The organism is Paenibacillus sp. MMS18-CY102, assembly GCF_009789195.1.
Classification (GTDB): Bacteria; Bacillota; Bacilli; order Paenibacillales; family Paenibacillaceae; genus Paenibacillus_T.
Genome location: NZ_WSTC01000001.1, coordinates 168617 through 192490 on the forward strand (window position 1 = coordinate 168617; position 23874 = coordinate 192490).

23 protein-coding genes and 1 riboswitch are annotated in these 23874 nt (G+C 53.1%); of the genes, 5 read left to right on the top strand and 18 right to left on the bottom strand.

Annotated features, from left to right (window positions below):
• The 3 genes from GON22_RS00930 to GON22_RS00940 all read left to right on the top strand — a co-directional run bounded on the left by GON22_RS00930 (position 1) and on the right by GON22_RS00940 (position 2830).
• Positions 1–921 (top strand): ImmA/IrrE family metallo-endopeptidase, encoded by a 921-nt coding sequence (locus tag GON22_RS00930; RefSeq protein WP_160394247.1) that lies wholly within the window; start codon positions 1–3, stop codon positions 919–921.
• Positions 922–955: 34 nt separating this feature from the next.
• On the top strand, positions 956–2137 hold the full coding sequence (locus GON22_RS00935) for a site-specific integrase (protein WP_160394248.1): 1182 nt from the start codon (positions 956–958) through the stop codon (positions 2135–2137).
• A gap of 297 nt (positions 2138–2434) precedes the next feature.
• The gene (locus tag GON22_RS00940) at positions 2435–2830 is read left to right on the top strand and encodes an SET domain-containing protein (RefSeq protein WP_160394249.1); all 396 of its coding nucleotides are present in this window, start codon (positions 2435–2437) and stop codon (positions 2828–2830) included.
• A gap of 298 nt (positions 2831–3128) precedes the next feature.
• Here the strand turns inward: GON22_RS00940 and GON22_RS00945 are convergent, their stop codons facing one another.
• The 3 genes from GON22_RS00945 to GON22_RS26375 form a co-directional block, all read right to left on the bottom strand.
• The gene (locus tag GON22_RS00945; RefSeq protein ID WP_160394250.1) at positions 3129–3503 is read right to left on the bottom strand and encodes a hypothetical protein; all 375 of its coding nucleotides are present in this window, start codon (positions 3501–3503) and stop codon (positions 3129–3131) included.
• 11 nt (positions 3504–3514) lie between these two features.
• Positions 3515–4039 (bottom strand): hypothetical protein, encoded by a 525-nt coding sequence (locus GON22_RS00950; RefSeq protein ID WP_160394251.1) that lies wholly within the window; start codon positions 4037–4039, stop codon positions 3515–3517.
• 544 nt (positions 4040–4583) lie between these two features.
• A complete protein-coding gene (locus tag GON22_RS26375; protein ID WP_272898756.1) occupies positions 4584–4712 on the bottom strand; it encodes a hypothetical protein in 129 nt (42 codons plus the stop codon).
• A gap of 123 nt (positions 4713–4835) precedes the next feature.
• Between GON22_RS26375 and GON22_RS00955 the strand changes: the two genes are divergently transcribed.
• Positions 4836–5771 carry a phosphodiester glycosidase family protein gene (locus GON22_RS00955; RefSeq protein WP_160394252.1) on the top strand — a complete coding sequence of 312 codons (936 nt, stop codon included), beginning with the start codon at positions 4836–4838 and terminating at the stop codon, positions 5769–5771.
• A gap of 21 nt (positions 5772–5792) precedes the next feature.
• Positions 5793–6809, top strand: coding sequence for a bifunctional glycosyltransferase family 2/GtrA family protein (locus tag GON22_RS00960; RefSeq protein ID WP_160394253.1), 1017 nt, complete (start codon positions 5793–5795; stop codon positions 6807–6809).
• Here the strand turns inward: GON22_RS00960 and GON22_RS00965 are convergent, their stop codons facing one another.
• The 15 genes from GON22_RS00965 to GON22_RS01035 all read right to left on the bottom strand — a co-directional run bounded on the left by GON22_RS00965 (position 6810) and on the right by GON22_RS01035 (position 23778).
• On the bottom strand, positions 6810–7469 hold the full coding sequence (locus GON22_RS00965) for a phosphatase PAP2 family protein (RefSeq protein WP_160394254.1): 660 nt from the start codon (positions 7467–7469) through the stop codon (positions 6810–6812).
• 157 nt (positions 7470–7626) lie between these two features.
• Positions 7627–8442, bottom strand: coding sequence for a TatD family hydrolase (locus GON22_RS00970; protein WP_160394255.1), 816 nt, complete (start codon positions 8440–8442; stop codon positions 7627–7629).
• 51 nt (positions 8443–8493) lie between these two features.
• On the bottom strand, positions 8494–9354 hold the full coding sequence (locus GON22_RS00975; RefSeq protein ID WP_160394256.1) for an ABC transporter ATP-binding protein: 861 nt from the start codon (positions 9352–9354) through the stop codon (positions 8494–8496).
• Positions 9351–10118 carry an ABC transporter permease gene (locus GON22_RS00980; RefSeq protein ID WP_160394257.1) on the bottom strand — a complete coding sequence of 256 codons (768 nt, stop codon included), beginning with the start codon at positions 10116–10118 and terminating at the stop codon, positions 9351–9353. The genes GON22_RS00975 and GON22_RS00980 overlap by 4 nt, the downstream gene beginning before the upstream one ends.
• Positions 10108–10410: a thiamine-binding protein gene (locus GON22_RS00985; RefSeq protein WP_160394258.1), complete on the bottom strand. Its 303-nt coding sequence runs from the start codon at positions 10408–10410 to the stop codon at positions 10108–10110. Before GON22_RS00985 ends, GON22_RS00980 begins: the two co-directional genes overlap by 11 nt.
• A gap of 28 nt (positions 10411–10438) precedes the next feature.
• Positions 10439–11476 carry an ABC transporter substrate-binding protein gene (locus GON22_RS00990; protein WP_160394259.1) on the bottom strand — a complete coding sequence of 346 codons (1038 nt, stop codon included), beginning with the start codon at positions 11474–11476 and terminating at the stop codon, positions 10439–10441.
• Positions 11477–11650: 174 nt separating this feature from the next.
• A riboswitch (TPP riboswitch) is annotated at positions 11651–11762 on the bottom strand.
• Between the two features lie 91 nt (positions 11763–11853).
• Positions 11854–13482, bottom strand: a complete 1629-nt coding sequence (locus GON22_RS00995; RefSeq protein WP_160394260.1) for a glycosyltransferase — start codon at positions 13480–13482, stop codon at positions 11854–11856.
• An 18-nt stretch (positions 13483–13500) separates the two neighbouring features.
• A complete protein-coding gene (locus GON22_RS01000; protein WP_160394261.1) occupies positions 13501–14262 on the bottom strand; it encodes a TylF/MycF/NovP-related O-methyltransferase in 762 nt (253 codons plus the stop codon).
• Positions 14259–15188 carry a transketolase family protein gene (locus GON22_RS01005; RefSeq protein WP_160394262.1) on the bottom strand — a complete coding sequence of 310 codons (930 nt, stop codon included), beginning with the start codon at positions 15186–15188 and terminating at the stop codon, positions 14259–14261. The genes GON22_RS01000 and GON22_RS01005 overlap by 4 nt, the downstream gene beginning before the upstream one ends.
• Complete coding sequence (locus GON22_RS01010; protein ID WP_160394263.1) at positions 15185–17122, bottom strand: NAD-dependent epimerase/dehydratase family protein; 1938 nt, start codon at positions 17120–17122, stop codon at positions 15185–15187. The genes GON22_RS01005 and GON22_RS01010 overlap by 4 nt, the downstream gene beginning before the upstream one ends.
• Positions 17123–17133: 11 nt before the next feature.
• Complete coding sequence (locus GON22_RS01015; protein ID WP_160394264.1) at positions 17134–18426, bottom strand: methyltransferase domain-containing protein; 1293 nt, start codon at positions 18424–18426, stop codon at positions 17134–17136.
• A complete protein-coding gene (gene rfbG, locus GON22_RS01020) occupies positions 18410–19567 on the bottom strand; it encodes a CDP-glucose 4,6-dehydratase (protein ID WP_160394265.1) in 1158 nt (385 codons plus the stop codon). The genes GON22_RS01015 and rfbG overlap by 17 nt, the downstream gene beginning before the upstream one ends.
• Positions 19568–19628: 61 nt before the next feature.
• Complete coding sequence (gene rfbF / locus GON22_RS01025) at positions 19629–20423, bottom strand: glucose-1-phosphate cytidylyltransferase (RefSeq protein WP_160394266.1); 795 nt, start codon at positions 20421–20423, stop codon at positions 19629–19631.
• On the bottom strand, positions 20420–22660 hold the full coding sequence (locus GON22_RS01030; RefSeq protein ID WP_160394267.1) for a methyltransferase domain-containing protein: 2241 nt from the start codon (positions 22658–22660) through the stop codon (positions 20420–20422). Before GON22_RS01030 ends, rfbF begins: the two co-directional genes overlap by 4 nt.
• Positions 22654–23778, bottom strand: coding sequence for a glycosyltransferase (locus GON22_RS01035; RefSeq protein WP_160394268.1), 1125 nt, complete (start codon positions 23776–23778; stop codon positions 22654–22656). The genes GON22_RS01030 and GON22_RS01035 overlap by 7 nt, the downstream gene beginning before the upstream one ends.
• Between the last annotated feature and the right edge of the window lie 96 nt (positions 23779–23874).

Sequence of the window (23874 nt, forward strand, 5' to 3'; positions counted from 1 at the left end):
ATGAGTTTTGATCTTTCGATGTATCGAGAAACCGAATTAGAACGCTGGATCAACGAAAAGTATCGAGCGGCAGGTATCTCTTGCGCGGCTGACTTGCAGATTGAACGATTAGCTACCATCTACGATGTAGAAGTTCGAACATATAAAGGACCGTCATTTGCTGAATGGCAAGATGGTGAATATAGCTTCTTGTTTCTAAATAATGAGTTGCCAGTTGAAGAACTCCGCGAACACTTCTTTCACGAGCTGTGTCACCCTCTAAGACATGTTGGGCGGCAGGACGACCCACTCATGCCCCCCCTCTTCCGTCAACTGCAAGAAACCCAAGCAGAGGCTTTTCAGCTATACGCTTCTATGCCGGCTTACCTTCTAGAAGAATTTACACCCTATGCAAGCCAATCGAATTTTCTTAAAATATTGGCTGAGTCATTCATGCTTCCTTTCAAGCTCGTCGAGCGTCGAATCAGGCAGATACTTGGCCGAATTAATCAACTTAGAAATGAACTACACTGTCAAAAAATATTGGTTGCCCCGGAACCGATGCCCCTGGCTAATCGGGAGATTCAAATTGATGACCGCACCATCATTGTCATGCAGGATAGTATGCCATCCTTCCTGCACTTTAAGGTGTACCCGGATGATTGGGATGCAACGCTTTACATAAACGTACAGAAGCTCCTCAATCATTCAGCGTTCTTTTTGCACGGTCTTGATACTATTTCACTGCCTGTTCCAGCTGTTGCACTTGTGCAGCATTCCTGCGAGTCTAATACGATTGGAGTGCATATGCCCGATGTCTCAGAATTCTTAGGTAAGATGCACATGTCTCAATCAAAATCAGATATTGATTTTCTACAAGTTCGATTAATTGATATGGAATACATTCTGCAACGGAACTTCCGCTTTCAATATGATTGGTAAAACTCGTCTAGGATTCAAATAGGAGGACGCTCATATGGCTAGTAAACGTCAGCGTGGGGAGAATTCGTGGTTGTTTGTAGTTGAGCTTGGTTATGATGCCAAGGGGAAGAGGATTCAAAAGACCAAAACTTATAAAGTAACCGATCCTTCCCTATTACGCGCTCCTAAGCGCCTAGAGGATCATCTGAACACTGAATTAACCAAATTCAAAATAAAGGTCGAAACAGGCGTTTATATCGCCCCAGGAAGAATGAGTTTTTCTAATTTTATTGAGGAATGGAAAAAGAATTTCGTACTGATCGAGCTTGAAGAAAAAACGATTGATAGCTATTTATTTCACCTTAATGCAAGAATCCTGCCTTACTTCGGACATATGCAAATGGATCACATCACAACGATGCATATTCTTGCTTTTATGGATTCTTTACGCGGTCCAAATGCGCGATTAGACGGAAAAGGGCCTTTGGGATCGGCTACCCTTGTCTATAACTATCGAGTGCTCAAGAGTATTTTCGATAAAGCAGTGGAATGGAAAGTAATCGAGGAAAATCCTATGGAGGGCGTAAAGAAACCTAAAGAGGATGACGTAAAAAAAATGGAAGTGTACGACGAGAAGGAAATAAAGCTCTTGTTTGATGCTCTTGAGTTTGAACCAATTCAAACGAGAGCACTAATTATATTAGCAATTACTACAGGAATGCGCCGAGGTGAAATTGCCGGGTTAGAATGGTCTCGAATAAACTTCGAAGCAAGGTATCTAGAGGTTTCCCCCACCATCCCGAAATTTAAAGATGGGGCGCCCATTATTAAACTTCCGAAGAACAAGAAGGCCCGCAGGATCGCTCTATCCGAAACATTGATCTCCGAACTCAAGTTGTTACACGACAATCGAATGGAGGAATTAAAGGAATTAGAAGAGCAATGGGAAGACGGGCGTTACTCATACGTATTCTGTCATCCCAACGGGAAACCTTATGAACCTGGGCGGTTTACGAAGAAATGGATTGAATTCTACCGGCGATACAATCTCAAGCCGATCCGGCTCCATGATCTTAGGCATACTTCAGCTTCTTGGATGATCTTTAAGAAAGTGCATTCGGAGGCTATTGCTAAACGACTAGGACACTCTAACATCAAAATGTTAGAAATTTATGGACACATCTTCGAGAGCGTGGATCAAGCTGCTGCGGCTGTATTTGACGACATTAATCAATAGCAATAATTTGTCCACCAATTGTCCACCCAATCGTCAAATGTCCACCCAATTCACCCGATTTAGACCATTATTTGAACTAATAAAACCCATATACGGCGCGGCATCCCCACTTATACCCCAATAACTCTGTCTCATCTCCCATGAAAGAGCGTCCCGAAAGGGGCGCTCGATTTTTATTTTACCTGACTATTCCTCACTGTGCGAACGCAAATTAGTGGGTCTTTTGACAAACCACTCACCACTCATAGATAATACATGGAGATATTCTATAGAAGCCACAGGGCATAGGAGACGACCATGATTGAAGTAAAAGCATCGAAATTGAATGATGGAGAAGAATTGAATCGAGGGGTTTTTGCAACCTGTGATATAGCCAAAGATACCTTGTTCCATGTAGCGCCAGTCATTCCGTATCTTAATGAAGAGCATGAACACGTTGAGAAAACGATATTAGCTGACTATGTGTTCCAATATGGCGCTAACCATACAGCACTCCTGTTGGGCTATGCCAGCCTGCTCAATCACTCGTACACGCCGAACGCTACATACCAATTAAATTTCGAGAACCTCACCGTCGATTTTTATGCGTACACCGATATCAAAGCTGGCGATGAGATTTTGATTAACTACAATGGCGAGGAAGATTGCGACGATCCGCTGTGGTTCGACATTAAAACCGAAGAAAACAGCTAGAACGAATAAGCCGCCTGAGCAACGAGCTCGGGCGGCTTTTTTGTTTGGCATGATGGGGTGCGGACGACCAATGGTACGATGGCGCCCACGGTGAAGAGTAAGTGTTGACGCGCTAACGGACCGTAGAGCCCTTATTTCGAGTAAAAAGCTACTTTTTTAAAGCTAACGGACTCCAGAGACGCTATTTGCGTTCTTTTGCCCCTTTTCGATAGGTTTGAAGCCAAATAACGGCCCTGGGGTCCGTTAGAAAAACAAACTGCCGTTTTTGAGCCTAATAACGGCCCTACGGTCCGTTAGATTAGTCCTCCTGGACGAGCACCTCTAATTGTCCATTAGGTTTGATCGAATTTATCGTGACCACCGCTTTGCCGCTGAATCCTTCTTCAATATAACCAAATATCATTTCATTTTGCTCCACACCTTGTGCTTCATATTGAAGTTTAATGGAACCTTCTCCAAAATACTTGGGATATAGTTGTAACTTCATTTTCGAGATCGCTGCTACTTCAGCAATAATAGAACCGTTCGGGTATTCAATCTTCAAGTTTATCAAACTCTGATCGAGATTATTATGGACCGTGATGCTAATGCCTTCTTGCTTCCCTACAATTAGAGCTACTGTAATAACCGAAATCACTAATAAAATGGCTAAAAAAAACAAACCTTTCCTCATCCCACTGCTCCTCACATGCCCGCGCTTGTTATTGAAACTTTCGTAATCACTTCATTCTCATCAAACGCATAGGTAACCCATGGAATCGAATAGTTGTGATCAAAATCGCCTTGCCTATATCCATCAATAAACCCAATTTCATTCGACGGGTTGTCTGTAATTTGCTGTTGTTCTGCATACGCCACCTTCACATCATGCAGAGTGCTGCCAACTCCTACCTTCTCCTTCCCGAATCGGTAATCTGGTGATGTTATGAAGACACAAGATAACGAAGTTCCGTGTTGAAAATAGCCGGTCACCCCTCTGTTAGTTCGAACGGTAATTGCATCTCTATCTCGATCCACACTTAAAGGTGTACCAAAACGAGCTATAAATTCCTCATATGAAGCGTGGCTCTCAATCCCCATCTTCCCAAAATAATCGTTCTCCGTGTAATGAGGCCCATCATTTATAAGCATGTAGCTTACCAACGCAATTGCTAGTACGGCACAGATCAATCCCCCGCCGATGACCATCTTCTTTTTAATCGGATTCAAGCCCCTCTCACAAAAGCACTTCTCTCTCTCTCTCTGCAGCCACCACACTCCCAACGATTGACAAAGCCATTTAGTTTCCCTGCCTCTTGCCTCGCTCCTCCACCCAGCATTTTCAGCCCGCGTTCAGCACAGCTTCAAGCTCAATTCAGGCACTGATGCTGGCGATGAAATCATCATCAACTACAATGGCGAGGAAGATTGCGACGATCCGTTGTGGTTCGATATTAAAACCGAAGAGTAACGTTAAAGATGAAAAGCCGCCAGAGCATCGGCGTGACTGAACCTGTTTGTGAGACAGGCAGCAGTCCCGCTGCGAGCTCGGGCGGCTTTTTTTGTTTGGCATGATTAGGTGCGGACAGCCAACGGTACGATGATGCGCACACGGTAAAGAGTAACGGAGGGAGGTTGACGCGCTAACGGACCGGAGAGCCCTTATTTCGAGTAAAAAGCTACTTTTTTAAAGCTAACGGACTCCAGAGACGCTATTTGCGTTCTTTTGCCCCTTTTCGATAGGTTTGAAGCCAAATAACGGCCCTGGGGTCCGTTAGAATAACAAACTGTCGTTTTTGAGCTTAATAACGGCCCCACGGTCCGTTAGATTAGTCCACCCCACAACCGACACCACAATTTCGGATTCGCCTGCCACTTCTACTGCCACTTCTACCTCCCACACGTCCCCTCGCCTTCTCTCGCATCCCCCCGCCAACCATTTTCAGCCCGCGTTCAGCACAGCTTCAAGCCCCATTCAGGCATCGATGCGACAATAGCTTCATCATTACGATGTTGAAGCGAGGTCATGTCATTGAAGAAGTTTACCCGTAAAAAGAAAATTTGGCTTAGTGCCGCCTTCGTTGCCGTTCTAATCATCGGATCCGTGCTGTATAAGCTAGCCGACCGCTATCTCATTGAGCATGTGGAGGTGCAGTTGGACGCGCCCAATTCCACTTCCGCTACCCAATCTGCAACAGCCGCAGCCAATGCGAAATATGATGATGCGAACTACGAGAGCGACGATGTTTCTATCCATGTGGATCAAGCAATAAAAGGCTCCGGAGAGGATCAAATCACGTATTACGTGGCTGACGTAACGCTGCGCGACGGTGCAACCCTGCAAACCGCGTTAGCCAAAAATGCGTTCGGCCGCAATATTACCGAAAACACATCGACGATTGCAACCAACAACAATGCTATTCTCGCCATTAATGGCGACTATTACGGCTTCCGCAGCGACGGGGTCGTTATCCGTAACGGCACCGTGTTTCGGGACGAGCCTGCCCGGGATGGGCTTGCCTTATTCAAGGACGGCACGATGCTGTCATACGACGAAAGCCAAATAAGCTCCTCAGAGCTAGTAAGACAAGGCGTAACGAACACGTTTTCCTTCGGCCCGATCTTGCTCAAAGAAGGCACAATACCAAGTGATTTCAGCCATGTCGAGATCGACACCAACTTCGGCAACCACTCCATCCAAGGGGCGAACCCCCGCACGGGCATTGGCATGATTAGCCCTAACCATTACGTGCTCGTCGTCGTTGACGGACGCAGTTCGGAGAGCAAAGGGATGACACTAGCTGAATTCGCACAGTTGTTCAAGGATTTGGGCTGCACGGAAGCTTACAATCTGGACGGCGGCGGCTCTTCAACGATGTACTTTATGGGGAAAGTCGTGAACAATCCGCAAGGCAGGGAAAAAGAACGAGGCGTGAGCGACATTATTTATGTGGGAGCTTAAACCGTCAGGAGGCGACAAAACATGACTATACTTATTCCATCCTATGAACCAGATAACCGCCTGCTTGAGCTGATCGTTCAGCTTAAAGCAACTGGCAACCATGATATCGTTGTAGTAGATGATGGGAGCGGGGAGCGCTATCGCCATATTTTCGAGAAAACGGCCGAGTATGGCTGTAAAGTGCTTACCCACGCCATTAATCTGGGCAAAGGCCGTGCCCTGAAAACCGGCTTTCAATATATGCTCGAGACCGGGCAACGAGCGTCTATTATATGCGCAGACAGCGATGGCCAGCATCTGCCCGAAGATATTATGCGGATCGCTGAGGCAGTCGAGAAGCATCCCCGCCAAATCGTGTTAGGCAGCAGGCGCTTTACCGGCAAGGTGCCGCTGCGCAGCCGGTTCGGCAATAGCGCTACACGCATGGTGTACAGCTTTACGACCGGCACGTCGCTCCATGACACGCAAACTGGCTTGCGGGGCTTCTCGCCCGACATGCTGGATTGGTTATGCCGCATCCCTGGCGATCGTTTCGAGTACGAGATGAACATGCTGCTGGAAGCGCAGCCCGAAGGCTATCATTTGCTTGAAATCCCGATTGACACGGTATATCTCGATGATAACAAATCGTCCCATTTTCGGCCGGTTGCCGATTCGATGAGCGTCTATATGCCGATTGTAAAATTCAGCTGCTCATCGCTATTCGCTGCACTCGTGGACTACTTGCTTCTGTTTCTCGTGCATTTACTCACTTCCAGCCTATTGCTATCGGTCGTTGCGGCGCGGCTAACCAGTTCAATTATCAATTACTCGATGAATCGAAAATTTGTCTTTGCCGAAGGCGATGGCGCCCAATCGAAGGTGCAGCGCTCGCTGCCCCGTTATTTTTCACTCGTATTGCTCATTCTCGCCCTTAATTATGGCCTGCTCTACATGCTGCACGACCGTCTATCGATCGCTCTACTGCCAGCAAAACTGCTTACCGAAAGCATCCTATTCGTTCTCAGCTACTGGGCGCAGCGAAAATTTGTCTATTAGTTAACGTCCCAAATAGGCTTGCCGCAGCCGGAAAAAGCCGATTGCGGCACATAGCCAAGCGCCGCTTGCCATGTACGCCCCTGCCACGTCACTCGGGTAGTGGACGCCTACATAAATCCGGCTGAGGCCGATCATAACAACGAGCAAGGTGCCCACAACCGCCAACAACGTACGGGAGCCTCTATGCTTCATATGCTTCCATAACAAATAACCCGTGACGCCATACAGCGTGAATGCCGCCATCGAATGCCCGCTTGGAAAACTGTAGCCGCCAGCCTCGACGAGCCGATCCCCTACAGGACGCGCGCGTTGAAACAGCTGTTTGAGAATCGAATTAAGCCAAGCCGACCCGCCGTTCACAACGATAAAAAAGAGCAGCTCCATACGGTAACGGAGCAGCGTAAGCACGACTAACACAATAGCACCGATGCCTACAACGGGCCAACTATCCCCTACATGCGTGATCCCTTTCATAGCTGCTGTCATCGATGGGCCTTCCAGCTTTCGCACGAACGTAATCACATGCTCATCGAAAGCTTGAATCCATGCCCCTGCTTCCCAAACTTTGATCGCGATTCCGCAGAAACCGATCAAGAAGAGCAAGGCGATGCCAAATGGCAGCCATTTTGCCCGGATGTGAACATGCTGCTGTGCCTGCAAACCATTTCCCCTCCTCTAGTTCAGCTTATTGTTTCCTTACCTTCCATTAATCTTGCAATGATGCCGATGATTCTTGTTTGCTATAAAGCAAAAAAAGCTGAAGCTAGTTTGTAATGCTCTCACTAGCGCCAGCTTTCGCTAACCGTTCACTTGACGGTTATGGCGTATACAAAGTTTTCGTATTACGGAACATCGCGCCTGCAACCTCCGCCTCGGGCAACCCTTTGAGCAAAGCAATCTCACGAATGACATCCACCACCATAGCCGGCGTTGTTGCACGGCCTTGGAGTGGTCCCTCGAACGGCCAAGGGCCATCAGTCTCCGCCATCATCAGCTCAAGCGGATACATGCGAACAAGCTCACGTATCTCTTCCTCGTACAACACATCAGGTGTGATCGAAATATATCGCCCCGTTCGAATCATCCGTTCAATCGTCGCGACGTCGCCTTTGAACCAATGAAAATGAGCCCGCCGTACCTGATATTTGTCCAACAGCTCACAAACTTTTGCCGCATCTTCGTATACCGCGTGCAGCACGAGGGTACGGCCAAGCTCTGCAGCCAGTGCCGCAAACTGCTCCAGCATATGCACATACGGCGCTTCATCGAATGAATGGCCCGCCGTCTCCTGCTCGGTACGCGTATAGTATGGCAATCCTACTTCGCCAATCGCAAAAGCTTCGCCCGCCTCATGCCGCTCACGAATCCAAGCCAACAGCTCCGCTAGCTCCTCATTGCTTGGCGCCGGCTGCTCCGGATGAAACCCGTAAGCGGGTATCACGAACGTTTGGTCGAGCTGGGAAAGCGCATAATTCTTCCGGCTAGATGCCAAATGCATCGATACGGCTACGAGCCCTTCACCGCCTGCTTCCCGCGCTTCGGCTGCCATACGTTCACGCTGTTCATCCTCGTAATGGTCCCAATGGATGTGGGCATCCATCCAGCTCCAGCCCGGTGTTCCCATTTGCTTCATCTAATCACCCCTAGGCTAATGTTCCACGCCACACCATGCGATCCATTCCGTTCAATGCATGCTGTTATTGTCCAATAAAGCGTAGATTTCGCTCTCTAGCTCATTGAATGCCGCTTGATTGCGAATCGATCCTGCACGCGGGCGCGGGAACGGCACCTCGAACTCCTGAAGAACGACAGAAGGCGATGCCGATAGTACAATGATTCGATCAGATAAAAACACGGCTTCCTCAATGCTATGCGTCACGAACAGGACGGAGCGGCGATCCGCTTCCCATAGCGATAACAGCCATTGCTGCATATGAATTCGCGTTAAAGCATCGAGCGAGCCGAACGGCTCGTCGAGACACATCAATCGCTGCGGCGACAACAATGCACGGAGAAACGAGACGCGCTGCTGCATGCCGCCTGACAGCACATGCGGATAGGCTTGGGCATAATCCGCTAAGCCTACGCGCGGCAGCCACTGCTGGACAAGCGCTCTCGCTTCGCTACGATCGACACCCGCAATCGTCAGCGCCAGCTCGATATTCGCTTCTACGGTCTTCCATTGCAGCAACGACGACTGCTGCGGCATATACGCAATCCGGCCGCGTTCCCCATCGCCCGCTGCCTTGCCCTCCAGCTCAATTGTCCCCGCAGTCGGCGCTTCAAGCCCGCCAATGAGCCGGAACAACGTCGACTTCCCGCTGCCGGACGGCCCGATTACCGAGACGAACTCCCCTTCCCGGACTGATAACGAGACGCCTCCAATTATCGTTTTGGCATGCTTGCCGCTTCCGTACACTTTGTTTACGTTATCGAGGCGCAGCACCGCCGATGCTTGCGGCTGGCTGAGTGAGGACGCTTCTGAATTCCCGATAATCGATACGCCTTCGATTCGTTCAAGCGTTCGCGTCTCCTTGTCGCTCATGTGCGTTCCTCCTTCTTCGGCCGCCAGCGTATTACAAGCCGTTCAATTAATACAATAATGCCATACAACGCCAAGCTGATCGCGACAATAATAATAACAGCAGCAAAGACTCGCGGTGCCATGAAGCCTTTACGCGACATTTGCATAAAGTAGCCTAAGCCGCGATCCGCACCGATCCATTCCGCTACGACCGCCGAGGTCATGCTGTAGGTAGCCGCAATTTTCAGCCCGCTGAACATATAAGGGATCGCATTAGGCAGCTCTAGCGAGGTGAACAGCTGCAGGCGCCCTGCCCCTAGCATGCGAAGATACTCGGCTAGCTTCGCATCCCTCTCCTGCAAGCCAGCCAACATGCTGACGGCAATGGGGAAAAAGCAAACGAGCGCAACGAGCAGAAGCTTTGGCGTTAGCCCAAAACCAAGCCAGAGCGCCAGCAGTGGAGCCAATGCGATTAAAGGAATGTTCTGGGATAAAACGAGCAGCGGCGAAATCGCCTCGCGCGCTCCCGGTATTAGATGCAGCAAAGCGGCCAGCACAATGCCAGCCGCCGCTCCTCCAATAAAACCGATTAGCGCAAGCTGCAGCGTCGCGCCCGTATGATCCAGAAGGCGGGGCGCGATGCGCGATGCCTCCTGCACGATATCCATAGGGGAAGGCAGCAGATAACGTTCCACCGCCCCTCCGTCCACGACGATTTGCCATACGATAATGATAAGCGCCAACGCTATTGCAGGCGGAACGATTTTACGCCAACTACTGGCCATCTGGGTACTTCTCCAGCAAGCGGCCCATCGAAGCGCCACTGCCCGGATTGTAATAAATTTTCACTTGCGAGATAACCGAAGGGCAGCCCAGCTCTGCCATCGCTTCACTCATTTGCTGCACAACAGCTAACAGCTCCGGCAATTCGCCCTCCATCGTCGTCTCAAGCGGCGCTACCCGATAAGGAACGCCAGCAGCTTTAATAATGTCAATCGCGCGGTCGACGTAAGGAATTACGCTTTCCCCGCCCGGTGTTGTCGGTAAAATTTGAATGCTTACGAGTGCGTTTGCCATTCGTCTCTCTCCTTTGGCCTGCTATGAATTAGGATTGTGGCAGGAAATCATTCGTGAATGCTTTGCCCGCGTCCAGCTTCTTATCCATCAGCTTATGGTCATACATCCAATTCGCATAGTTTTCCCAAACCGATTGCTTCTGCTCGCCCCAACGCGGCGCATCGTCGGTATATTTCGGGCTGAGCCACTTCTGGCTCGCTTTCACAAGCTCAGCATTCAAATCCGGCTCCGCCTTGATTAGAATGTCCGCCGCTGCATCCGGCTTGTCGATCGCGTACTGGTATCCTGCCGCAGCGCCCGCTACGAATGCTTTAACAACATCGGGCTTGTCCGCAATCATTTTCTCGTTCGTGGAGAGCACTGGCGTATAGTAATCCAGCTTATCCGAATAATCGGTCAAATACATCATGTTCAGCTTCTCGCCGCGCAGCTCAGCTTCTACACCTGTCCACGCATAGTAGATCCATGCGAAATCGATGTCCCGCTTCACAGCCGTGAAGAAATCGACGTCGCCGGTGCTGACGATTTTCACTTTGGATACATCCGCTTTATCTTCTTGCATAAGCGATCCGATGACTGCTTCCTCTACGGGAGAGCCCCAGCCGCCATACGTTTTGCCTTCAAAATCTTTCGGAGCCTTAATGTTCTTCGCTACCGGCGATGCAAAACCGGATGTATTATGCGCAATGACCGCAGCTATTGAAACTAGTGGCACGCCTTGCGTGCGGGCCAGTGTCACCCCTTCTTGATAGCTGACGCCGAACTCCGCTTCGCCCGATGCAACCATCGCATCCGCACCCGCTTCGCCTGGCTGCACGATTGTAACATCCAGCCCTTGCTCCTTGAAGAAGCCTTGATCTCGCGCGACATAAAGCCCTGTATGGTTCGTGTTCGGCGTCCAGTCGAGAACGACCTTCACCTTTGTCAACGGCTTGTCCGCCGCACCTTGCTCGGGCGTTGATTCCGTCTTATCTGCTTTGCCGCATGCTGCGAGCACAACCATTAGCGCGATTGCCGCCAGCCCCCATTTTCGTCCCCACTTGCTTCTTTCGTTACGGTTGCCCATCCTTGTGCCACTCCTCTTATCACTCGTATTGCGAAATGCGATAGCAATAGCCTGCTCTGGCCAGATTCCGTCCCCATGGCATCATAAAAGGCGCCTCCCTAATAGGAAGGCGCCGCCGTCATGCAGATTCGCGTCGCAACAAGCTTCTGCCAATCCCTCTCGGGCAGCTTCCGCCGTCGCTCCATTGCCGATTCCTACGCTGGCATTATCCAGATCAGGTTATTGGGTCAAGACGTTTAGGCGTCTCCTCTCAGCCGGTCCAAATGTCCAGCTCCCCAGGCCTATTCGATTGTTCGCTGCCCCAATTATAGCAAATGAAGGCTAGAAAAACTATACGATTTTTGTCGAATTATGTTGAAATGTTCGTTTTTAAACGATCAATCCGATTCCTTTGGGCTCCCCGGCCGTTTTACGCTGCGAATCCAGTTTAAAATATCTACGTAATACGGTTCATCCTTATAATGCGCCGTATAGATGTCTTCGAAGCCCGTAATGTCCGTGCTGAGCCCTCGTTCCACAATCCGTTGGTACCATGGCAGTACCGTCGCAGCCAGCATATTGCCTTTTTCATGCTTCAGCGCTTTGGCTGATAGGCCACGCTGTTCAAAGTGGCTAAGAATTTGCAAATAGCCTTCAATGAAGTATTCGCCGAAATTATAGTCAGCCGAATCGTTGCCTGCGTAAGCGAACATTGATTTATTAATGACTGTAAAGCCTGGCTTGCGCCGAACCGCTTCCAGTTGGAGATAGATATGGTTAAAACCCGTTCCAATAAAGGCTGATTTATCTTCAATCTGTTCGTATATGGCACGCTCTAGAATAACCGAGGATAGGAAGCCCGCATTTAGCGAAGCTTTGGCGACAAACGCATCCAATCCTTCGCCGCTTTCCACTCGGGCGTTATCGTTAAGCACATCGATAAACAAGACCGAGCTGCTCCGATTCGTGTTAACGAGATGAAGGAGCGGCATGATCGTCATATCGTGAAAGAAGTCGTCATCGCCATGCAGCAGCATGTAATCCCCGCGCGCTTCATTTAACAGCTTCACGATATTGCGCTCTGCGCCGATGTTTTCCTCATTGCGCCAGTAACGAAGATTGCAGTTCGGATACTGGACCGCGAACGTTTCGAGCACCTGCTGTGTTTCATCAGGCGAAGCATTATCTGACACGACGATTTCAATAAGCGTACAGTCGCCTGTTTGCATTACAATCGAATGCAAGCAACGGAGCAAATCAGCCGCCCGATTAAAGGTTGGGATGCAAATAGACAGCACCGGGCGTTCGCGCCGTCGCCGCATAACCGCCTCTACTTCTTCAGGCGTTCGGGCGGATATCCAATCGGCCGCTTCCGTGTCGAACATTTTGACGATTCGCGCTGGCGAGCCAACGGCTACGCAATAATCCGGCAGGCTGCGGGTAACGACGCTGTTCGCGCCGATAACGGACCCTCTGCCGATGCGAATGCCGCCTCCGATGATGCAATTGGCGCCGACCCATGTCGCTTCCCCGATGATCGTCTCATCATCGGTGCGCGTAATGCCTTGCATAATGATCGGAACACCAATTTGGCGGTATTCATGCTGCGTGTCGGAAATGTACGTATGATGGCCATAAATCGAAAACCGTTCGAGCACGATTCGATTCGCTGCCGATACGGATACGCCCACGTTAAATTGGCAGCCGTCGCCTACGATAATTTTCGGTCGTTCGCCTGTCACCTCGGTACAAATGTTGAACCATGCACCCGTGCGCATGAACACGCCGCTGCCGATTGAGATTTCAGGCCGCCCATGCAGCTGGCAGTCGGCTTCAATATAGGTGTTATCGCCCAAATGGTAGAAGCCGTGTGATGGATCCTCGGGCTCGGATGATGTTGATGGTTCTGATGGTTCTGATGGTTCTGATGGTTCTGCTGGTTCTGCTGGTTCTGCTGCTGCCTCCGCTGCTTTAGCGGCTTCACCAACAGTGTCCGGCGCACCGGTTTCCGATTCGTTCCTTGTCATCTTACACGCTCCGCTTCGTTAGAGAATGACATAGGACACCCACGGGTCCGTCGGGAATCGCCGAACCGCCGTATCGCGGATTGGCAGCATTTCGAGCAACGCCGTCGTTTCGCCTGGGAAAGAAGCGCAGTTAAGTTCATCGAAGCAAATGATAGAGCCCTTGCCCATGCGCGGGAGGAACACCTCTAGCGCCTTCTTCGTCGGCTCATATAAATCAAAGTCCAAATATAATAATGCGATAAGCATATGCTTATTTTTCTCCACATACGCTTCGCTCGTCGCCATGAAGTCGCCTTGCACAAGCTCTACATTCGGAATGTGCGACAAATAGCGCTCCGCGTTGTACTTCTCCACCGACTGCTTCAACTGGTCGAGCGTTTCGCCCTTCAAGTCGCCTACTTTAAACTCATCATCGGGCTCTTGATCCTGCTCAGCCACAGACGGAAAGCCTGCGAACGTGTCGAAGCCGATAATTTTGCGCGTATGGTTCGACGGTTCATAAATGTTTGACAGTTGCGCCCAAGTGAACAACCCCCCGCCGTTAAACACGCCGCACTCGACGATGTTGCCCGTTGTGTTCAGCACATGCTTAAAAATTTCATACCGGCATAAAAACTTCGCCAGGCTCCGTTTTGTCGCAAAGCGCGGGAACGCCTCCAGCTTATTAAACACCGACAGTTGCGATTGCTCGAACGTCTCCTCCGTCAATCGATATGCTTCAAAGTCCGAGGGCCGATGATGCTTGTTAATCATCCCCATCGGTTTATAAGAATCCGTCATAGCCCGTCGCACACTCCCCTCATCATTTGGTGAAACCGTTCATAATGAAAGCCCGACCGCTTAAGCAAATGCGAGTGGCTGCCCACTTCCCGGCAAAAAGCGTCCGGCAGGCCGAATCGCCTCAGCACCGCTCCGCTATCGCTCTCAGCAAGCACTTCCGCCACTGCGCTGCCTAACCCTCCGATCACGCTATGCTCCTCAACGGCAATAATCGGCACTCCCTGCTGGGCATAACGAAGCACTGCTTCTTCAGGAAACGGCTTGAGGGTCGGCACACTAACTAACGCCGCCTCGATCGGAATCGCCTCCTCGCGCAGGCGAAGCACCCATTCCTTCGCACGGGCGAGCGCCGTGCCTGAAGCCAACACAACTGCTTGCGAGCCGGATATAATCTCTATCGTTTCGCCAAGCTTAAATCGCGCCAATGGCTCGTGTACGCGCGGCTCGCCTGATTTGCCGATCCGAATATACATCGGGCCCGGATGCTCGAAGCTTGCCTGCACCAGCTCGCGCGCTTCGATATCGTCGCCGGGACAACAGACCGCCATATTGGGCAGCGAGCGCATAAGCGCAACATCCTCCAGCCCGTGATGCGTTGGGCCTTGGCCGCCATAAGCAAAGCCCGCGCCTACCCCGACTAGCCGCACCGGCGTGTTCATATAAGCGGCATCAATCCGAATTTGCTCATAGGCTCGCATCGTGACGAACGGGATTATGCTATACACATATGCAACATGGCCGGATAATGCCAGCCCTGCCGCCATGCCAACTGCATTTTGCTCCGCAATGCCCGCATTAAGCAGCCGGTCTGGAAACCGGTCACGAAACGGCTCCCAGACAGAGAAACCGAGATCAGGCGTAATCACCACAATTCGCGGATCAACCTCTGCCCGCTGCAGCAGCTCGCGAACGAATGCATTTCTCATTCGGGTTCCCCCTTGCCGCCCAGCTGCATCATCGCCGATTCCCATTGCGCTTGATTCGGCGACTTGTAGTGCCACTCTAACGTATTCGCCATAAAATCTACGCCATGCCCTTTCACCGTCCGCGCAAGCACTGCCTTCGGCTTGCCGCCCGCAACCGGTTGGCCCAGCGCCGCAATCAGCTGCGCCTCGCCATGGCCATCCACTTCAATCACATCCCAGCCGAATGCACGCCACTTCTGGCTAAGCGAAGCTAGCGGCGACAGCTCATCCGTACGGCCAAAGCCCTGCCAGCCATTGCAATCAACGATGGCAACCAGTGAATCTAGCCCCTGCGAGGACGCAACTAACGCAGCTTCCCAAATCGAGCCTTCGTTGCACTCGCCATCCCCTAGCACGACGAACGTGCGGCTGTCCCGGCCCGCTAATCGATCCGCCAAGGCAAAGCCAACGCCTATCGACAATCCATGCCCAAGCGACCCCGCCGAAGCATCAATGCCTGGCACGGACTTACGGTCCAGATGGCCCGGCAGCCGCCCGCCGTCTATCGCATAGCCTTCCAACACTTCCCGCAGGAAAAATCCGCGCTCTGCCAGAACCGCATATAACGCTGTGGAAGCATGCGCTTTGGAGAAAACAAGCTTATCGCGCCTTGGATCGGAAGCTTGGGCAGGGTCTACGCGAAGCACATGAAAATATAACGAAAGCATAATATCAGCGACGGATAAAGCCGCCCCAACGTGAGAAGAATTCGAGCGATAGGCCATCGTTACGATTGTTCTTTTTATCGCAAGCCTGCGTTCTTGCTCAATCCGCTTGGCATACGCTGCCACGGTCCGCTCGATCCCGTCTGCCAGTGCCACAACCGGCTTCCAGCCCGTCATGCTGGCCAGCTTCCCGATTTCTGCTTCCAGCAGCATCACTTGATCCTCGCGGTAGGGAACAGCCCCGAGCCGCAGCGGCGGCGGGGCCAGCCTGCCGCCGCCAATTGCGTATGGCATCCGTGACGCCACCGATTGCCGAACCATCTCGGCGATGGCGTGTATCGGGCTGCTCGTGCCAGACCCCAAATTGTACACGCCGCCAATGCTGTCGCTATCGCCGAAAGCTTCGGCATCCGGCATTGCCGCTGCCGCTGCACCTGCGTCCGCTGCCGTTGCCGCTGCCGCTGCCGTCCCAGAAGCGTTCCCGCATTCCGCCAGCGCGACGAACGCTGCAGCCGCGTCCTCTACGAATAAGTAATCCCAACGCTGCTCGCCCGCCGTTAAGGCCGGACTCGTACCAGCCATTAACTGCCTGATGAGGCCGGGAATAAGCCATCCGACACCATCATCAGGCCCGTAAACGCTGAAGATGCGTACCCAGCTGCCGCTTATTCCTAATCGGGCTGCTTCCGCCAGCGATTGCTTGCCCGCTGCAAGCTTCGCCCGCCCGTACGCAGTAGTCGGGGCTTCGCTGGCTGCCTCATCGGCGCGCCCGGCAAGACGCCCATACTCAGCTTGAGACCCCGCCCCGATCCAATGCGTACAACCCAGCTTTCCGGCTAAGCGCACCGTTTCGACAGCAACAGCTATATTGCCATGCTGCTTTGCATCATTGCGCGCCTCACCGGCGACCCCTTCCCAGCCCAAATGCAGCCATGACTTGAACGTTACCCCCTCAGCAGCCGCAGTTTCTAACCGATGCGCCCAGCCCATTACGTCCATTAGATCGCCCTCGACCAACCGAAGGCGAGGATGCTGCGGCAATCGGCTGGCGGTGGAGCCGGGACGAATAATGGCGTAGACATCCCATCCCCGTTCAATCAATTGCCGGCAAACCGCGGCTCCGATAAAGCCCGATGCGCCGGTCACGGCTGCGGCAGGCTGAGCGCTCACGCCATTGCGCTGCTCTTTGCTCTGATCCTGGCTCTGCTTCCTATTCTGCTCCTGTTCCATCACACGTCCCCTCACTTCAATAGGTCAAGCATCGAGACGATTCGCTTCGGAGCATGGGGCTGTTTCATCACAGCCTCGCGAATTTCAGCCATATAGCCGTAGCTGAATACGATCAGCGTATCAACCGGATCCTCAGCAAGCCGCGTAATCCCGGTGATGGGAACCTGCGATTTGGGCGCTATTCTGCCATGCAATGCCGGATTGGCGTCGCATACATAAGCAATTTGCCCCGCTGTAGACATAGCGGCCAACGTCATAACGCCGCGGCCGCCTCCCCCGTATCCTGCTACCCGGCGACCCGCAGCCGATTCTGCAGCAACAAACGCATCCAATGCTGCTATCCCTGTATCCAGTTCAGCTTGAAAGCCGACATAGCCTATTGCATCCCTATCATCAGCGCCTGTATGCCCATCCGGTGCATGGGCTGCATCCATAGGCGCAGCAACAATTAACAGCGAGTTTCCGCGCCGCTCTGCCTCAGTAAGCAGTTCGGACGTCAGCAATCGGAAGCCGCTTCGGGCCAGTGCCCGCCGCAGCGATGCCTCCGTCCAGTACGTGTAATGCTCATGCTCGAACAAACAATATTCGCGGCGCTGTACAATTTGGTACAAATCATGCACCTCCAGCACAAGCAAGCCCCGGCCGGGATGCAGCGTCTGGCGCGCCGCTTCCAGCATGCCTGTTGGATCTGGCAAATGGTCGAACGTATACGTTAGCAGGAGCACATCCGCACAGCGGAACGGTTCGGGCAGCAAGGCTGCCGTTGCTGGCTCGAATAGCGCCTCCAGCACGGGCACACCCCGTTCCCGGCTTGCTTGGCATAAACTAGCCGAAGGCTCCACCCCATAGACGCGCGCCCCTGCCCGCTCGAAACATTTGAGCTGGGCGCCATCGCCCGAGCCAATCTCAATGACCGTGAATCCGGGCTGCAAGCCATAACGGTCCCGCACCGTTACAGCTAACCGTTCCATGAACTGCGATGCGAACGCCGACTGGCCGACCGTATAGCCATAGTCAACGTAATATGGCGACAAGTCCCGCTCGCCGACCGTTTGGGACACGCCGCATGCCTCGCATGCGTACACATCAATGTCGGCAAGGAATGGAGCGGAGGGATAGCCCGGAGGATGCAACTCCTCGGTCAACGGCATATTGGGCAAATGCACCCAGCGATGCAGCGGCCCTCCACCGCAAACGCGGCACCTTACCGCCTCTGCCCCCGCCTCCATCTGCTCCTTCTGCTTCATTTCCTCCCGTTCTAAGCTGCTATGCAGGCCGTCTTGGGCATCACGTTCCTTGCTCATCCTTCGAATCCACCCCCTGAACCGGCTGCTGTGCTGCCAGAGCCTGTTCGTACGCTTGAATATGGCGATCCGTCACCGCTCGCATCGAAGCGCCCTGCCGCCATTGCTGGTACCATTCCCCTGTCTTATCGACTGCCTCATGCGTGCTCCATACCGGCTGCCAGCCAAGCCTCGAATGGGCCTTGCTGCTGTCGATGCGCAGCATTGCCGCTTCATATGGACCGGCCGCATCCCCCATCACGATGGGAGCAGGCGCGCCAATCCAACCGCTAACCCGATGGGCAAGCTCGCTCACCGTCATCTCCTGGCTAGCAGCAGGCCCGAAATTCCATGCCTCTGCCAAAGCGGCTCCTCCATCTGTGCCAAACAGCTTCTCCGCCAGCATCATATAGCCAGCGAGCGGCTCCAGCACATGCTGCCACGGACGCACTGCATGAGGGTTGCGAAGCAATGCTGCCCTGCCATCCTGCGCGGCACGCACGCAATCTGGCACGATGCGATCAATCGCGAAGTCGCCTCCGCCAATGACATTGCCTGCGCGCACTGTCGCAATGGCTGGCGGCCAAGCCCCGCTTCCGCTTCCGCCAAGCTGAGGTTGAAAATACGAATGGCGATACGCCTCGACGATTAACTCCGCACTCGCTTTGCTTGCCGAATACGGATCCAACCCGCCTAGCCGATCGGTTTCCTGTAGGGCATGCCCTTGCGCTTGCTCCTGTTTCGTATTGGCATAACATTTGTCTGAAGTAACGATGACGGCCGCCCGCACAGACGGCGCTGATCGAATGGCATTCAGCACATTAGCGGTGCCGACGACATTGACGGCAATCGTCTCGATTGGTGCCATATACGAGCGCCTGACGAGCGGCTGCGCAGCCAGATGAAAGACGATGTCCGGCTTAACTGCCAACACCGATTGCAGGAGCTTGCCCTCGTCCCTGATATCGCCGCGCACCCAAGTTCCATCATGCTCCAATCCGCACAGCCGATACATGGACGGCGCGGACGGCAGATCATTGCTGTATCCGACAACTTCTGCTCCAAGCTTGCGCAGCCATAACAGCAACCAAGTCCCTTTAAAGCCAGAATGCCCTGTAATCAACACCCGTTTCCCTCGCCAAAACTGATGACCGCCGCTCACCCTGCTGTCCTCCCTGCTCCATGTAACCTACAATCACGCCCGTTGCGGGCCGCTACATGCGTCAGACCGTATCCCGGCCCCATGTTTTCCAAGGCGCTCCGCCCAATCGCCAACGTTCCTCTAGCAGCGCCTTATCCCGCATCGTATCCATCGATTGCCAAAAGCCGGAATGCTGGTAAGCTCTCAGCTCCCCAGCAGCTGCTAACCGTTCGAGTGGCTCCCGCTCCAGCATCGTATCGTCGCCATCAATATGCGCCAGCATGCCCGGCTCCAGTACGAAAAACCCGCCGCTTACCCAATGCCCATCCCCACGCGGCTTCTCTGCGAATGTTGCAACAGACTGGTCCTCATTCATAATGAGCGTTCCGAACCGACCGACCGGCTGGACAGCCGTTACGGTAGCCAACTTCCCATGCGAGCGATGGTAATCGAGCAATTGTTGCAAATTAAGGTCCGTTACCCCATCTCCATATGTCAGCATGAACGTCTCATCGTCCAGGTAAGGCGCAATGCGTTTTAATCGCCCGCCGGTCATCGTATCCATGCCTGTATGAACCAGCGTCACGCGCCATGGCTCTGCTTGATGGCGGTGAATTTTTTTTACCGACCGTTCGCTATTGCGAAAGTCATAGGTCACATCAGATTCATGCAGCAGGTAGTGGTCAAAGTACTCTTTGACCACATACCCTTTGTACCCGAGGCACACGATGAAGTCATTAAAGCCGTAATTCGCATAAATTTTCATAATATGCCATAGGATTGGACGCCCGCCGATCTCGATCATCGGCTTCGGCTTCAGATGCGATTCCTCGCTAATGCGCGTCCCTAATCCCCCGGCCAAAATGACAACCTTCATCCGCCCACTCCCCCGATCCGTTTCCTGCACACTGCAACGATATACATCGGTTCACCGCTCCGAAAGGCATGGAACGGCAGCAATTCGCTGCCTGTCTGCCCGATTCGCAACCGCTCTTCCCGGTCTGGCGCCATGCCGTTCGTCTGGCGCAGCCAGCGCATAGCAGCGAACTGTGAATCGTCAATCCAGTTCTGGCCGTACAGCGCTTCAAGCGTAAACGATGGCAGCAAATCCCCGATTAATTCGCTCGCCTTGTACTCGAATCGATGATGCGGATTAAACGGCTGCTCCTCAAAGTAATTCGACGCGTTCGTCACAGCCCGGTTAGGCGTCGATACGATAAACAACCCTCCTGGCCTTAGCACCCGTGCCGCTTCGCGAATCCAAGCCGCTCCCGATTCGACATGCTCAATCGTCTCGAAGGAAACGACCGCATCGAACGTATTGCCGGCGAACGGCAGTCGCAGCACATCCCCTTGCAGGAACATAATGCCCGGCTTCCCATAGTCGCGCTGTGCGAGCTCGACCGCATCATGGTCGATGTCGACGCCGGTTACCGATGCCGCTCCGGCGTCGTGCAGCATGCGGGAGCCGTATCCTGCCCCGCATGCCGCATCAAGCACATGCAGCCCAGGCACATAGGCTGCCGCTGCCTCATACCGCACCATATGCTCATCATAGACATCGCGGAACTGCGATTTGACATCCGAATTGACGACGAGCCGCTCTCCCGTGAAGGAGACGTCATTCTGCTCCTTCAGCCCGGCAAGCTGCGGCGGCCCTTCGCTTGCATGTCCCGCACCTGCCGGCATTGCCTGCGCATGTTCGCCACTGAGCGCCCGCTCGGGGACGCCGGCGCCTTCGCTTCGCTCCCTAGCCATTGCCGGCGCTGCCATCCGATGGCCATGAAGGAGAAAATATGCCGCTTTTAGCACGAGCCGGTCTGCTCCTGGCCCGATACGTGCAACCGCCCGCTCCAGCCCCGCTTCATCCCGGTCAGCATCCGGCTCCACAGCATGCGTAATGCGAAGCTCGGTTACGCCTGCCGCAGCCAGCATCGCTCCCGCTTTCTCACTAGTGAGCCAAGGTTTATCGTTTAGCGACTCCCCATCTGCAAGCCGATTCGCATAACGGTAAAACTTCGCGTTCATAAACCCGGACACGATCCAGCCGCCAGGCCGAAGCTTGCGAATCATGCGCGTAAGCTGCGCCGGAACCGTCGTATACGCATGCGCCTCCCCAATGAGGATGCCATCCAACGTTCCGTCCCCTATCGCTTCCCAGTCATCGGGCCTGCCGGAGCTGTACACCTTGAAGCCAGTCGCTTCTGCTACCGCCCTCGCCTGTTCATTCCGTTCAGCGCCAAACAGCTCCGCTTCCGGGCAACGATGCTTTAGCGCGAGCAAGGTTCCCCCGCAGCCACAACCGACCTCCAAGATGCGCAGCGCTTCGCCGCTTGCCGTCTGGCCCCGTACGACGTCCAGCAGGTCCAGGCGGATCGTAGTGGCAATGGCGGGATCAAAGCTCCATTTTTGCTTAAACAATTCAGTGTTCTCCGTCAGTACCTCTTGAAACAGCGTACGGTCCTCGCCGAACGACACGCTCCCATAGTGGTGAATAAACGTGTCCTTGCACAGCAGCAGCTTGTAGCCAGCCAACCGCATCCGCAAGCATATATCATCATCCTCAAAGTTGCCGATGCCAAACTGCTCGTCAAGCCCGCCAACTTGTTCGTACGCCTCCCGTTTCATTAACAGGCAAAAGCCAATCAGCTTCAGGCGTTCTTCCCACTTCGCGGGATCCGTGTGATTATGGGCCTCCGCGAACTCCTCCATCTCGTCCATCGTCGCGTAGGGAACGGGAATGCTTGTTACATACGAAGCCGCATTTGTAACCGGGCCGACAGCACCAACATTCGGCGCGCTCAGCAGTGCCGTTGTCAGCCCCTCCAGCCATGACACCGTCACGACGGTATCGTTGTTCAGCAGCATAAGCAAGTCGCCTGCGGCGGCAGCGAGCCCCTGATTGCAAGCACGTGGGAACCCCGCGTTCCCCGCATTAGCGATGAGGCGGACATCCCGCTGCTCTGCCAGCCACTCCGGCGTTCCATCTGTGGAGCCATTATCGACAGCGATAAGCTCATAACGATCGCTATCGGTCCGTTGGCGGATGCTTTCTATGCACTGCTTCGTGTAATCCAGCTTGTTATAGGTGACTAGAATAATGCTCGTTAGCATGGCGGATTCCCCTCGCTAGGCGCATCATCGCCAACATCAGCAATCCCGAGCGCTTGCTCCAATTTGAGCTTGTTATCGAGCAGATTGGCATCATTAGGCAAATAAGAGAGCGCCTTCGCGTTATGTTCATGCGCTTTTTCCAAATCGCCTAATTTGGCGTAACAAATGCACAGCTGAACATGCGGCATCCATGTCCAACAAACCAAATTCAACAGCCCCATATGAAACGCCGGCAGAGGCAGCGCCAATGCGCTTTCGTACCAATAAATAGCAGCCTCGTACTGCTGCCGTTCTTCAAAACAGTAACCGATAGAGCAACAAAAATCGGCGCGTGGCTTGCCGAACTGCAGCCCGAGCAGCAGCGATTGCAGCTTTTTATCCTTTTTCCCCAGATGATGGTAGCTTTCCGCTAGTTTGCTATAAGCCAGCATCCGGTCATCTGGCGCATCGCCTGGATTAGCGACGAACTGCTCATAATGGCCGACCGCTTCGGCATGCATGCCCTGATCGACAAGCTCATTGGCATAGTAGAACAGGTTCCGCCCTTCCAGCTTTTCTGCGTTGCCCAGCAGCTTCTTTTGAAAAATAGCCATGTTCCTCGACGAATGGTCCCCCATTCGCTTGTGGGAAATCGCCGCTTCCGACACATAAATCTGGCCCTCATGCACTTCCAGATACTCATGAATTGGGTTATGCCACCGATAGCCCTTCTCCCGCCTGACGATGCGATTGCGCCGTGCGCCTGCTGCCGCATTGCCCTCCTGATCGAAAGCCAGATGGTAAGACATGATGATGGAATCAATGTCTGCAGGCATCTCTTCCTTGAGTTCCCTTAGCAGCTTACGATCCTTCTCGAACACGATGTCATCCGCATCCAGCCACATGATGTGCGAACATGTCGCCTGCTCGAAGGAATAGTTGCGCGCTGCCGCGAAGTCGTCGATCCATTCAAAATCAAAAATACGCCCGGTATATCGAGCGGCAATCTCTTTTGTTCCGTCCGTCGAGCCCGTATCGATGATGTTGATTTCATCTACAAGATCCGCCACCGAATCGAGGCACCTCGCCAGCACCTCTTCCTCGTTCTTGACAATCATGCATAAGCTAATCGTTATCACAGGAGCCCTCCTCACACGGCATAGGTTGTGTCTATCGTATGCACACGGCCGCTTTTCGGTTTGGACATTTGGGTTGCAAACACAAAAAAACATGCG

Coding starts and splice junctions, on each gene's coding strand:
- GON22_RS00930 (WP_160394247.1), top strand. CDS start 1: ATGAGTTTTGATCTTTCGATGTATCGAGAAACCGAATTAGAACGCTGG.
- GON22_RS00935 (WP_160394248.1), top strand. CDS start 956: ATGGCTAGTAAACGTCAGCGTGGGGAGAATTCGTGGTTGTTTGTAGTT.
- GON22_RS00940 (WP_160394249.1), top strand. CDS start 2,435: ATGATTGAAGTAAAAGCATCGAAATTGAATGATGGAGAAGAATTGAAT.
- GON22_RS00945 (WP_160394250.1), bottom strand. CDS start 3,503: ATGAGGAAAGGTTTGTTTTTTTTAGCCATTTTATTAGTGATTTCGGTT.
- GON22_RS00955 (WP_160394252.1), top strand. CDS start 4,836: ATGTCATTGAAGAAGTTTACCCGTAAAAAGAAAATTTGGCTTAGTGCC.
- GON22_RS00960 (WP_160394253.1), top strand. CDS start 5,793: ATGACTATACTTATTCCATCCTATGAACCAGATAACCGCCTGCTTGAG.
- GON22_RS00970 (WP_160394255.1), bottom strand. CDS start 8,442: ATGAAGCAAATGGGAACACCGGGCTGGAGCTGGATGGATGCCCACATC.
- GON22_RS00975 (WP_160394256.1), bottom strand. CDS start 9,354: ATGAGCGACAAGGAGACGCGAACGCTTGAACGAATCGAAGGCGTATCG.
- GON22_RS00980 (WP_160394257.1), bottom strand. CDS start 10,118: ATGGCCAGTAGTTGGCGTAAAATCGTTCCGCCTGCAATAGCGTTGGCG.
- GON22_RS00985 (WP_160394258.1), bottom strand. CDS start 10,410: ATGGCAAACGCACTCGTAAGCATTCAAATTTTACCGACAACACCGGGC.
- GON22_RS00990 (WP_160394259.1), bottom strand. CDS start 11,476: ATGGGCAACCGTAACGAAAGAAGCAAGTGGGGACGAAAATGGGGGCTG.
- GON22_RS00995 (WP_160394260.1), bottom strand. CDS start 13,482: ATGACAAGGAACGAATCGGAAACCGGTGCGCCGGACACTGTTGGTGAA.
- GON22_RS01000 (WP_160394261.1), bottom strand. CDS start 14,262: ATGACGGATTCTTATAAACCGATGGGGATGATTAACAAGCATCATCGG.
- GON22_RS01005 (WP_160394262.1), bottom strand. CDS start 15,188: ATGAGAAATGCATTCGTTCGCGAGCTGCTGCAGCGGGCAGAGGTTGAT.
- GON22_RS01010 (WP_160394263.1), bottom strand. CDS start 17,122: ATGGAACAGGAGCAGAATAGGAAGCAGAGCCAGGATCAGAGCAAAGAG.
- GON22_RS01015 (WP_160394264.1), bottom strand. CDS start 18,426: ATGAGCAAGGAACGTGATGCCCAAGACGGCCTGCATAGCAGCTTAGAA.
- rfbF (WP_160394266.1), bottom strand. CDS start 20,423: ATGAAGGTTGTCATTTTGGCCGGGGGATTAGGGACGCGCATTAGCGAG.
- GON22_RS01030 (WP_160394267.1), bottom strand. CDS start 22,660: ATGCTAACGAGCATTATTCTAGTCACCTATAACAAGCTGGATTACACG.